7 protein-coding genes are annotated in these 13,030 nt (G+C 33.6%); 5 read left to right on the forward strand and 2 right to left on the reverse strand.

Annotation, left to right across the window (positions count from 1 at the left end; genetic code table 11):
* Positions 1-16: 16 nt before the first annotated feature.
* Both HRU50_RS13335 and HRU50_RS13340 read right to left on the reverse strand, forming a co-directional pair.
* The gene (locus tag HRU50_RS13335; protein WP_296351590.1) at positions 17-2,377 is read right to left on the reverse strand and encodes a hypothetical protein; all 2,361 of its coding nucleotides are present in this window, start codon (positions 2,375-2,377) and stop codon (positions 17-19) included.
* 32 nt (positions 2,378-2,409) lie between these two features.
* Positions 2,410-3,012: a ribonuclease HII gene (locus HRU50_RS13340; RefSeq protein ID WP_296351591.1), complete on the reverse strand. Its 603-nt coding sequence runs from the start codon at positions 3,010-3,012 to the stop codon at positions 2,410-2,412.
* Positions 3,013-3,226: 214 nt separating this feature from the next.
* Between HRU50_RS13340 and HRU50_RS13345 the strand changes: the two genes are divergently transcribed.
* From HRU50_RS13345 to HRU50_RS13365, 5 genes are all read left to right on the forward strand, one after another.
* On the forward strand, positions 3,227-6,523 hold the full coding sequence (locus HRU50_RS13345; protein ID WP_296351592.1) for a SusC/RagA family TonB-linked outer membrane protein: 3,297 nt from the start codon (positions 3,227-3,229) through the stop codon (positions 6,521-6,523).
* 12 nt (positions 6,524-6,535) lie between these two features.
* The gene (locus HRU50_RS13350) at positions 6,536-8,026 is read left to right on the forward strand and encodes a RagB/SusD family nutrient uptake outer membrane protein (protein ID WP_296351593.1); all 1,491 of its coding nucleotides are present in this window, start codon (positions 6,536-6,538) and stop codon (positions 8,024-8,026) included.
* Between the two features lie 11 nt (positions 8,027-8,037).
* A complete protein-coding gene (locus HRU50_RS13355) occupies positions 8,038-8,766 on the forward strand; it encodes a hypothetical protein (protein ID WP_296351594.1) in 729 nt (242 codons plus the stop codon).
* Positions 8,767-8,886: 120 nt separating this feature from the next.
* On the forward strand, positions 8,887-10,869 hold the full coding sequence (locus tag HRU50_RS13360) for a S8 family serine peptidase (protein ID WP_296351595.1): 1,983 nt from the start codon (positions 8,887-8,889) through the stop codon (positions 10,867-10,869).
* Positions 10,870-11,003: 134 nt separating this feature from the next.
* Entirely contained in the window at positions 11,004-12,977 is a 1,974-nt protein-coding gene (locus HRU50_RS13365; protein WP_296351596.1) for a putative porin, read from the forward strand.
* Positions 12,978-13,030 lie beyond the last annotated feature (53 nt).

Genomic DNA, 13,030 nt, shown 5'->3' on the forward strand with positions numbered 1-13,030 from the left:
CAAATGTTTTGTAAATTTAGTTGAGGCTGTATACAATAACTGTCTTATTATCAGCAAGAGTGATGAGTTCGAGACTTCTGTTATTGTCTAGTTTTTGTAATTCTGCACTCGAAGATCCAAATATTGGAAAATTTGGGATTTTTTGTGCTTGACTGTCAAATAAATACACCTTTTTGGTTTGAAGATCTGATGTAGTGATATATATTTTATCATTTAAGTAAAAAATTCTTGGTTTTGTGTAATCACCGTAATCTAAATTGATACTTCTAGATTTAATATTGAGCGTGTTTTCATCTAAGCTAACTAGAGTTTTACTTGTGGACGTTATATCGTGGTTTTCTCTGAGATTTAGGTTTTTTCTTGTAATTGTACCTTTAGTATTTACTTGAATTAATTCGCCAAGTGTATTTGTTGTTGTAAACAGGTTTTTATAAAGAAAAATTTCATTGCCTGAAAATTGAATTTTCTCGTTAACAGCTACTCTAATTCTACCTTGTCTGTTCAGTATTTTTAATTTTTTTTCTGTTGTAAAAACGATATAGTCTTTACTTCCTATTCTGAAATGTTTAGGTTGGGATGTAATATTAGAATCTTGCTTGTAACCAAAACCATTAACAGCCTTTCCCTTTGCGTCATACATAAGTAAGTTTTTACCTTGTGCGACAAGTAGTCGATAGGTTTTAGTTTTATCATAATCAAATACAGACAACGGTTGAGTGATTTCATCCTTAAATTTCATTGGGAACTTGCCAACATCGTTGCCATTTCTGTCTAATACGTAAACTTCATAATCTGTTGCAAATACTAGTTGCAACCTACCATTTTTATAAGTATCAATTTGCTCTACTTTACCTAGTATTTTTCCTTGTAATTGTTTTTTCCATAAAGTGTTACCTGAGTTAGAAATGAGATAAAGCACATTATTTACATCTTGAACTAGGATATCGTGACCTTTTGTGACATGATTTTTTACTGTTTGAGGACCAGCAATAATTTCAGCATCTAATTCTGTACTAAATTTTTCTACTACAGAATTAGTTTTGACAGTTTGTTTTGATTTTTGAATTATTCCATTGATGTGTGCGTAATTATTCTCATAACTATACTGTACGATATTGGTATTGTATCCTTTAAAATCGGTATTCATTAAATCACTTAAGCTTTCATCGTTTTTATAAATAAAAATTGAAGACTCATCACTTAGAAGCGATGAATTGTTTTTGAAATCTGCTGTTTCAGCTAAGACATAGTTGTTTAACATGTCTGAAATAATTCTTTCTAGGGTATCTATAGCATTTGAGAATATGATGTAATCCTCATGTATGAAATAAAAATTAGCGTTTTCAAAACTAAAGAATGGTTGAAATCGATCCGTAAGAATATTCGTTTTACCTAATTCAAAAATATCAATATCTCGATGTGTTTTTTCGAATGTGCTATTTTCTATGGATTCAATAACTAAATTGATGTCAAGAGCATGAGCCATTAAAGCGTTATCTACTAATGTAATTTCATTACAGTAGTTTAAGAAGGTTGGAGTGTTCTTGGTAGTAGTACGAAATAATTGGCTTCTGTTTTGCTCGAATACAGAATAATCATCAAACGTTAAACTCATGACATTTTTTGAACTTGCTGGAATAACTTTTAAAGAAGAATTAGGTTGTGGGATAGTGTTTTTAAAACAATCCAATTTAAATTGAATAGAATCTAAGCTTGAAATAAGGCCGCTGTACCTCAAGCTGTTTTCTTCTAAAATTAAATCTATCATTGAGAATTTACCAAAATTTAAAGAGTCTTCTTGTTCAATAAAAAGTAAATCAGAATACGCATTATCATTTGATTCAAATATTATTGATGCGACGGATTTATCACTCGTAGTTTGTGCTAGCTGATAGAGAGACTTATTGCAGTCCCTGTTATTAAGATTTTCAATCCAATTTATATTATTAGAGCCTACAAAAATATCACCGATAGTTTTATGATAGAACAGAATAGAATCAATTTCGGTTTGGGTAATATTACTCTTTTCAAAAGTGGAAGAGATGACATTTTTAAGAGTGTCTAAATGTAATAAAGTAGAATCGTATTTGGTAAGTAAAATGTAGTCTGATGAATTTGTATCAAAACCTACATCAACTTTGTTTGAAGTGTTTAAGTGTTTTAATAAGACATTAATCTTATCAAGATTATTATTGTTGATGTTTTTAAAGACATCATGATGTTCTGTACTGTTCAGAAAATCATTTAATTCGTTAATTCTAATTAATGTATTGACCTCCTTTGGTAACAGTTGGTAGGGATTATGGTATTTATTATTGTTATTACTGCAAGCACATACTGTGATAAGTAAAAATAGGACTACACCAAATTTCTTCATGGAAAAATTAAATATGATACAAATATAAAAAGTTATAAATCCAATTTGTATTGCTCAGGTAATAAACGAAAAGATTTACGGTGGTATTTTGTTATACCATATTTTTTGATTGCTGCTCTATGTTCCTGCGTGGGATAACCTTTGTTTTTTATCCAGTTGTACATCGGGAATTCTTCATGGATTTTATCCATGTAAGCATCTCGGTACGTTTTAGCTAAAATTGATGCGGCGGCAATACTCATAAATTTAGCATCACCTTTAATAATGGTTTCGTAAGGGATGTTTTTAAAAGGTTTAAATTTATTGCCATCAACAATGATAAAATTAGGGCAAGTGTCTAGAGCGTCTATGGATTGATGCATTGCTTTGATAGATGCATTAAGGATATTAATGTCATCAATTTCGTTCTCATGTACATGTTGAACAGCATAACAAATAGATTCCATTTCAATAATAGGTTGTAAAGTCTTTCTCTTCTTTTCAGTTAATTGCTTGGAATCATTTAATATGTCATTGTTATACTTATTTGGTAAGATAACTGCTGCTGCTGTAACAGGGCCTGCAAGACAACCTCTGCCAGCCTCGTCTGTACCACATTCGTATTCAAATATCGAAAACTGATTTTTTAAGCCCAAAATGTTAAATTTTGAACAAATTTAAGCTTTTGACGCAACCAATTACAAACATCTACATCTTACTGTAGAGTTAAGGCTTGTAAACAAAGTAGAATTTAATCGTTAAGATTGCTAAAGAATTAGCGGTTTTCTTAACATATTTTTAGTATAAACACTTGTTTATTTAATATTTAATTAAGATGTTTGCATTTAGACTAACTCAAATAATTGTTTTATGAAATTAAAGTTAACATGGTTATTAACGCTATTTATGGCGTTCGTGATGCAATTTTCTTTTGCACAAGAGAAAACAGTCACAGGTACAGTTACTACTGCTTCAGACGGATTGCCGTTACCAGGAGCTAGTATAATTGTAAAGGGTACTGCAAGAGGTACTCAAACAGATTTCGATGGAAAGTATTCTATTGGAGTTAATGAAGGAGATGTCCTAGAGATCTCTTACGTGGGTATGGACCCAAAAGAGGTTACTATTGGTGCTGCTAGTGTTTACGATGTAGCTTTATCAGAGGGAAGTGCTCTTGATGAAGTTGTGGTTGTAGGTTATAGCAAAACAACAAAAGAAGCCTTCACCGGTACTGCTGCTGTTGTTGATATGGAAGGTATCGACGATAAAGTAGTGTCAAACGTAACGTCAGCACTTAGAGGTGAGGTTGCTGGTGTTAATGTAATTACGCGAAGTGGTGCGCCAGGTGCGACTGCTGAGGTAAGAATTAGAGGTTTTGGATCTCTAAACGGTAACACTTTACCACTATATATTGTAGATGGTGCGCCAATCGATGGAAATGCTACAGGTGTTATTCAGTCGATTAACCCATCAGATATTGAATCTATGGTAGTACTTAAAGATGCGGCAGCAACTTCTATCTATGGTTCTCGTGGTGCAAATGGTGTAATTTTAATTACTACAAAACAAGGTAAAGCAGGTGTGTCTCGTATTTCTGTAGATGTTACTACTTCTGTAAATACGTTATTCTTACCTGAGTATGATATCATCACTAATCCTGAAGAGTATATCGGAATTGAGTGGAGAGCATTAAGAACTAAAGGTCAATTATTAGGGCAAGCTGATCCATCTGCTTGGGCAAGTGCAAACTTATACGGTGATGGTACAGGTGAAACAATTGATAATATCTATAATATTTGGAATGTTCCTGGTGATCAATTAATTAACCCGGCAACTGGTAGAGTTAACGATGGAGTTCAGCGTCGTTTTACACCAACACTATGGAGAGATGCTGCTTTCGGAACTGGCGTAAGAACAGAGGCGAATTTACAGTTCTCTGGTGGTAATGAAAACACAAAATACGCTGTGTCGTTAGGGTATCTTGATGATCAAGGTTATGCTGTGAATTCATCATATAACAGATATACTACAAGAATTAATTTAGAGCATAAGCCTAAGGAATGGTTAACAATCGGTGGAAACATTGCGTGGACAGGTGCACGTTCTACAAACTCAGGTACTCAAGGATCTGCAGGTAGTTCAGCTAACCCATTTGCATTAGTTTATACTACTCCAGCTATTTATGATGTATTCTTAAGAGATGATCAAGGGGTATTAGTTCCAGATCCAGTTTTCGGTGGGGCACAGTACGATTTTGGTTTAAACAGACGTGCTTGGAATGCGACTAATGGTATAGGATTAGCGAACTTAGATTTGACTCAATCTGATATTAATACGCTATTAGGTAACTTTAATGTAGGTATCGATGTTACTGATTGGTTATCTTTTGAAATGCGTTATAGTGGTCAGTTCGATCAAAGAAGAAATACAAACTTAAACAACCAATTCTATGGTGGTGCTGCAAACTCTGGCGGTAGTTTATTCTTAGACGATGATTTAAGAACGAATCAGAACTTCTTACAATTATTACGTTTTACTAAGTCATTCGGTGATCACGATGTTGAGTTGTTCGTAGCTCACGAATCTACAGAAGATCGTTTTAGAACAATTACAGGTGCTGCTGAAAGAGCAATAACTGAGGGTGCTACTGATTTAAACCAGTATACTACGCCTTTAGGTCGTGCGACTTCGTTTAGATTAGGATGGACTCTTGATAGTTACTTCTCTGGTTTAAATTACGATTACCAAGATAAATATTTCTTAACAGCATCATTAAGACGTGATGGATCTTCAAGATTCCGTTTCAATAAATGGGGTACATTCGGATCTGTTGGTTTAGGATGGGTTGTGACAAAAGAAGATTTTATGGATAACGTAGGTGCTCTTGATTTCTTAAAGTTAAAGGCTAGTTATGGTGTAATTGGTGATACTGGTACGGCATTATTAAATGGTTTCCAAGTGTTCAATATTAACCAAGATCCTAACGGTAATATCTCTTATACAATTTCAGGTACTGCTGCAAATCCTAACTTAACTTGGGAAACGTCTAATATCTTCCAAGTCGGTTTCGAAAGTACTTGGTTTGATGGTAGATTAGGTGTGGACGTTGATTTCTATGACAAAAGAACGGTTGATTTAATTCAGATTGCGAATTTAGCTCCTTCTTCAGGTCAAGAGAATATTAGATATAATAGTGGTGAGTTATTAAACCAAGGTTTAGAATTTAACATCAACGCTAAGATAATTGAAAAGGAAAACTTTAGATTTTCTATCAACTTAAATGGTGAAACATTTAAGAATGAGGTGGTTGAAATGCCAACTGATCCATTTACTGGCGAAAAAGCAATCTTTGATGATTTTAATAACATTGGAGAAGGTCGTTCACAATGGGATTGGTACATGAGAGAATGGGCTGGTGTTAACCCTGCAAATGGTGAAGCTTTATGGTACATGTACTACGTAGATGAAAACAACAACGGAATTTTTGACTCTGGTGAATTATCTACTTTCAATGGTGGTACTTTTGAAGTTGATGTTGATAACGACGGTATTAATGATAACGCATCTGGTAACTTATTTGAGTATCAAACTTTAGTGCCAAATGCAAATGTTCGCAGAACAACTACTAACAACATCCAAAATGCTACACCATTATTCACAGGTAAGTCTGCAATACCAGATTTAAGAGGAGGTTTCAGATTAAACTTTGGATTTAAAAACTTAGATATCGCTGCACAGTTTAGTTATAGTATTGGTGGTTATACATTAGACAGAGGTTATCAAACTCTTATGGATAATGATTTAATTGGTGCAAATAACTACCACAGAGATATTTTAAATGCATGGTCTCAGCCAGGTGATATTACTGATGTGCCAAGAACTTCGGCAGGTTTTGGTAACGACGGTCAACAAAATACAACGTCTACAAGATTCTTAACAAAAGCAGATTTCTTCTCGTTAAACAACGTAAACATTAACTACAGATTAAATCAATCATTTGTAGAGTCAATGGGATTAGAAGCTGTAAGTTTTACTTTAGCAGGTGATAATTTAATGTTCTTAAGTAGACGTGATGGTTTAAATCCAAGTACAGCAATTGGTACAACCAATTCAGGGATTTTCATGCCAGTTACAACTTTTAGTTTAGGAGCTAAAGTTCAATTTTAAAAAAAAAGCAATATGAAAAAAAATGTAGTTTATTTATTATTAGCAGTAACCCTGTTTTATGGTTGCTCGGAGGATTTTTTAGATCCAGTAAGAAATACAAATGTTCTTACAGATGAAAGTATCACTGATGCTGCGGCAAATAACCCGGACATCATTGAAGGTAACCTTACAGGTATTAGTGGTTTTATGATCGATCCAGGAGGAATTACTGGTGGTCGTCACTATGATTTAGGTCAGAAAGGTATTGACATTTGGTCTGACGTAGTAAGTGGGGATGCAGCGTTATCTGCTAGTACATTTGGTTGGTATAATAATACTGCTAACTTATTAACGACTGTAGATTTTACACGTGAGGAAAATGAAATCATTTGGAACTATTACTTTAGAGTAATTAGTGTAGCTAATTCTGTTATTCAAACAGCTGGTGGTAACAATGCTGGTTCAGATTTAGATGCAAATACGCTAAGAGTAAATGCTCAAGCTAAAGCATATAGAGCTTATGCATATTTTTACTTAACACAATTTTTCCAAACTGCATATGATCCTGCAGAGCCAATTTTACCATTATATGCAATTGATCAGGTAAATTCAGCTAAAGTTGAGGCTTCTGTAATTTATGACTTAATTGTAAGTGATTTATTATCAGCAATTGAAAACTTAGATGGTTATACTAGAACTAACTTAAGTGAAATCGATACAACTGTTGCTCAAGGTTTATTAGCATATACTTATGCTGCAATGGGAGACTACGCTAATGCTAAAATTTATGCAGATGCAGTAATCAATGCAGGCTATCCTTTAATGCCAGCTGGTGAATTAGCTTTCCCAGGTGCAGGTTCAGGATTTAACGATGTTGCTTCGCCATCATGGGTATGGGGATTCGATATTACTGCTGATTTAGGCCACCAATTATTAAACTGGTGGGGTCAAATGGATTATTTTACATATAGTTATGCGTGGGCAGGTGATACAAAGTCAATTGATGACTTATTATATAGCCAGATACCAGCGAACGATATTAGGTCAACTCAGTTTGGTACAGGTGCTCAGGCATTACAACCAATCAACAAATTCTTCGATCCAGGTAGAACGCCAGGTGGTCAGTTTGTAATTACAACTGATTATATCTTTATGAGAGTTGAGGAATTCTATTTACTAAGCGCAGAATGTGCTGCTAGAACTGGTGATGAGACTACAGCTAAAAACAGATTACGTGACCTGTTAACAATTAGATATGGTAACGTAGCTGATGCTAATACTTACTTAACGCCATTAACTGGTTCGGCATTACAAGATGCAATCTATTTACAAACTCGTATTGAATTATGGGGTGAAGGAAAATCTTATTTAGCAATGAAGCGTAACCAAGCAACTGTAACAAGAGGTACTAACCACGTGTTTAGAGCTGGTGAATCTTTCCAATATGATTCTGATGAGATGTCATTCCAGATTCCTGAGACTGAGATTATTAATAATCCAAATATTTCATCTCAAAATAACTAAAATCAATTTTTATGAAGAATTTCAAATATATTAAATCATTAGTTTGTTTAGCACTATTTACTTTAGTGCTAACAAACTGTGAAGGTGAGTTAGAATCACCAGTTTCAAATTTTGTAGGTTTTGATATTAATGCACCTTCAGCTGTAGCTATTCCAAATAATGCAACTGAGTCTATTGATATTAAAGTGTATGCTACAGAGGTTGCATCATCAGACAGAACTTTCAATATTATTGAAAATACTGATGCTACTGATTTAGCATCACCTTATACATTACCTAGTTCTGTTACAATTCCAGGAGGAACAAATGAGGGGACATTAACAGTTAGTATTACTGATGATGCTAACTTAGAATTTGTACCTCAAACATTAGCCTTCGGATTTGAGAATACTGGTAGTCCACAGTTATCTATTGAAGTAACCGAGGAGTGTCCAGGTACAGTAGCATCTTTTAACTTAACATTAGACACATGGCCAAATGAAACTTCTTGGGAAGTTTATGATTTAAATGGTGGTGCAACAGTAATCGCGTCTGGTGGACCATATGTAAATCCAGACGATGATTTCGCTGAATTATCTTGGGATTACTGTTTAGTACCAGGTAATTATGGTGTTGTAGTATACGATTCTTACGGTGATGGTGGACCTACTTTTAGTGTGACAGGTCCAGACGGTTCATTTATTGTTCCTGAAACAGCTGTGGCAGGAAGCCAGTCATCTGCAACTTTCACAATCAACTAATACGTATTTACATACTTATTTATAAAAACTAAAGCTATCTTTTTAAGATAGCTTTAGTTTTTTTGTTTATGATAAAATTTAAATAATCTTTATATTGCAAGAAAATACACTTAAATGAAAATGAAAAAATTATTACTCTCTGTAATGGTAGTCTTTAGTTGTGTTGCATATTCCCAAAAGGAAGATTTTAGCCATATGTCTGAAGCCAACCAAGAACTGCTAAAAGAATTAAATGAACAAGAAAGGTTGAGAGCTGAAAGAGTATCAACTTTTCTATTAAACAACCCAAGCGTAAAAGCAACGTTTAGGGACGGAATAAATATTACACATATACATGATGTAATTGATGGTAAACCAATCTATAGATCTACAGAAAATGTTCAAGCAGCTAGAGGTACTAAGACAGACAGATTACAAGTTGGTGGTAGTCTTGGTTTGGATCTAGATGGCACAGGAATGACTGTTGGTGTTTGGGATGGTGGCCCAGCTGATAATAACCATGTTGAATTTCAGAATACCCAAGGGCAATCTAGAATGAATGTAATTGATTTTACTGTAGTAGATGGTGATACAGGAACTTTCAGTAATCATGGTACACATGTTGCCGGTACTATTGCCGCAAATGGAACAAACGCCAATGCTTTAGGAATGGCTCCGAATGTAAATGTAAAGTCATACAATTGGAGTAATGATGAGGCGGAGATGGTTTCGGCTCATAACGATATATCAGATCCAATTTATTTATCAAATCACTCTTATGGAGTACCTGCGGATAATGTTGATCCATGGTTTTTGGGTGCATATACTAATGGGGCACGAAGTATTGATAATATTCACAGAAATAATCCAAAATATTTAGCTGTAATGTCAGCTGGTAATAGTGGTCAGTATACTTATACTGGGGGATTATTTACTGGATATGATAAGTTAACCTCAGATAAAGTTGGTAAAAATAACTTGGTAATTGCGAATGCTAACCCTTCTGTTTCTGAACAACCTTTATTTAGTGGTAATTGGGAGCTTTCAAATCTAGTAATTAATGCGGGTAGTAGTGAAGGTCCAACAGATGATTTAAGAATCAAGCCAGACATTGCAGCAGATGGAACGAATTTATTTTCTCCAACGCAGAATAATACTTATTCTACCTTTTCAGGTACTTCTATGTCAGCACCTAATACTACAGGAACATTAGTTTTATTACAACAATATTACAATCAAATTCATGGTGATTTTATGAATTCTGCCACGCTGAAGGCGTTAGTTTGTCATACCGCAATTGATGAGTTCGATGTGACTCCTATTAACAGTATCAAGGTTGACGGGCCAGATCCAGTGTTTGGTTGGGGATTCTTAGACGCGAATGCATCAGTTCAAACGATAATCGATGCTAATAATAGTCAAGCAGTATTGGATGAACTAACATTAAATGATGGTGAAACCTATACTATGACCTTCAATGCTCAAGCTGGTGATGTATTAAGTGCCACAATTTGTTGGACAGATTTACCTGGTGTTGTTGTAGCTAATGGAAGTTTAAATAACCAAACACCAAGGTTAATTAATGATTTAGATTTACGTATCTCTAAGGATGGTACTACATTTTTACCATGGCGCTTGGAATATTCGCCTGCCACAGGATTTTCTAATTCTAAAGGTGATAACATCAGAGATAATATAGAAAGAGTAGAAATTGACGCACCTACAACAGGGACCTATACCTTGACAGTTACTCATAAAGGTACGCTACAGGGAAATACTGGTGGTCCATTTGATCCTCAGAGTCAAGATTTTTCTTTAGTGGTTACGGGTAGTAATGTAGCATTGAGTGTTGAAGATACTGATTTTGGTAATAATTTAAGTGTATATCCAAATCCATCAAATGGTAGCTTTACTGTAAGTTTTGAATCAGAACTGTCAAACTCTAATTCAGATGTAAATATTGATGTAATCGATGTAAGGGGAAGAGTAGTCTTTAGTAATACTTATACTAGTAGTTCGTTGTTTAGAGAGTTAATTTCTTTAGATAATGTAGACTCAGGTGTTTATGTTGTAAACATTAGTCAAAATAACAGCACGGCCTCTAGGAAGTTAGTAATTGAATAGAATAGAAAATCCATTGAAATAATAAAAAGACCAGCTTAGATAGTTGGTCTTTTTTATGTTAAAAATTGTATGTTACTTTACACATGCAATAAATAATACCAATTGGTGTTAGTTTATTGAAGATTTCGGTTATAATGAAGATTAAAATTTTAGCACTATTATTTTTAAGTTCAATTTGTCTTAGCTTAAATGCTCAAAGAAAACTGACTGGTGGTCGAGTTCCTAATAGTGGTAGTAGGCAATTTGGTAATGACTCGTCAAGAGCTAAGTTATCTAAAGGATTTAAGGATTTAGCAACAATAGATATGTATAAAAGAATCAATTTGAGAAATGACTCTATTCAAGTTGATACCACTTTGACTATAACAAAAGACTATGAATTTAATTATCTTCAAAGAGATAGATTTGGTTTACTTTCATTTGCTAATATCGGACAAACCTATAATAGACTCACATTAAATTCTGTATCTCAAAGTACATTACCTCTTTTTGGAGCCAGGGCTCGACATTTTAATTACTACGAGGAAGATGATATTTTATATTATTATGTCCCTACACCTTGGACTAGATTGACATATAAGACGGCTTTTGAGCAGGGGCAGATGCTTGACGCATTTTTTACAGTTAATTTATCCAAACAATTCAACTTTTCATTAGCATATAAGGCACTCAGGTCTCTAGGAAATTATCAAAATGCTTTAACAAGCTCTGGGAATTTTAGATTTACGATTAATTATAAATCTAAAAATAACAGATATAATGTTAAAGGGCATATGGTAACCCAAGATCTTTTAAATCAAGAAAACGGTGGGCTGAAAGATGAGGATATTGAGAATTTCGAATCAGGTAATGAAGAATTTATTGACCGATCCGTTTTTGATCCGAATTTTGAGAATGCTGAAAGTGTGCTCGAAGGTAGACGATTTTATCTTAATCAAACCTATAAAATCATAAATAAGAAAGATTCCTTGAGTACAAATAAGTTGAGTGTTATAAATGAAATATCATTTGAAGATAAGTACTTTCAGTTTTATCAAAATGGTTTACCAGCAACCGCATTCTTTGGTGATACTTTTAATAACGATATTAACGATAAAGTATCATTAGAGAATTTCAAGACCACTCTTGGTGTAAGCTTTAAAAATAACATCGTTGGCGATGTAATGTTTGCAGCATCTTACTCAGATCTGAACTATGGCTATGGAAGCATAGTGATTTTTCCTGATGAAATTATTACAAATAGAATTAAAGCAAATTTCCTAGGTGTAGAAGCTTCGTATAAAAAAACGTTGAAGAAGTTTATTATAGAAGGTAAAGGAAGTTTGAATTTATCTGATGAGTTTGTTGGAAGTTATTTAGAAGGTAATATAGGACTGCAACTGTTTGAAGATGTTCAGTTACTTGGTGGAATTAACATAAATTCTCGCTTACCTAACTTCAATTATTTACTTTACCAAAGTGACTACATAAATTACAACTGGAATAATTATGAGGATTTTAATAATGTAAACACTCAACAAATTAAATTCAGTGTAAATTCGGAAAAATATTTTAATGCAGATTTCGATGTGTCCAACATTGATAATTACACATACTTTAATTTGCAAGAGACCATAGATCAAAACAGGGTAATAAAACCAGCGCAGTATAGTAAACCAATACAGTATTTCAGACTTAAATTAAATAAAGAAATAAGACTAGGTAATTTCGCATTAGATAATACTGTGATGTATCAGAATGTAATAAGTGATGATGATGTCCTTAATGTACCATCATTCATTACAAGAAATACCTTGTATTATTCAAATGATATTTTTAAGAAAGCAATGAAATTGCAAACAGGGATTACATTAAATTACTTTACAGAATATAATGGTAATGGTTATGATCCGCTTTTAGCTGAATTTTATACACAAAATGAAACTAAAATAGGTGGTTTTCCAGTATTAGACTTTTTCGTCAATGCAAAAATAAGACAGACACGGATTTTCTTAAAAGCAGAACATTTCAATTCGTCCTTTACAGGATTTAATTATTTTTCAGCACCAAACCATCCTTTTAGAGACTTCACGATACGTTTTGGCTTGGTATGGTATTTCTTTTTGTAGGTTTGATATCATATGTATTAGATAAGTTGTTATTATTCTATTATATGTAACGA

The sequence above is a fragment of the Winogradskyella sp. genome, from assembly GCF_013213835.1.
In the GTDB taxonomy this organism is placed as follows: Bacteria; Bacteroidota; Bacteroidia; order Flavobacteriales; family Flavobacteriaceae; genus Winogradskyella.

Coding starts and splice junctions, on each gene's coding strand:
- HRU50_RS13335 (WP_296351590.1), bottom strand. CDS start 2,377: ATGAAGAAATTTGGTGTAGTCCTATTTTTACTTATCACAGTATGTGCT.
- HRU50_RS13365 (WP_296351596.1), top strand. CDS start 11,004: ATGAAGATTAAAATTTTAGCACTATTATTTTTAAGTTCAATTTGTCTT.
- HRU50_RS13350 (WP_296351593.1), top strand. CDS start 6,536: ATGAAAAAAAATGTAGTTTATTTATTATTAGCAGTAACCCTGTTTTAT.
- HRU50_RS13355 (WP_296351594.1), top strand. CDS start 8,038: ATGAAGAATTTCAAATATATTAAATCATTAGTTTGTTTAGCACTATTT.
- HRU50_RS13360 (WP_296351595.1), top strand. CDS start 8,887: ATGAAAAAATTATTACTCTCTGTAATGGTAGTCTTTAGTTGTGTTGCA.
- HRU50_RS13345 (WP_296351592.1), top strand. CDS start 3,227: ATGAAATTAAAGTTAACATGGTTATTAACGCTATTTATGGCGTTCGTG.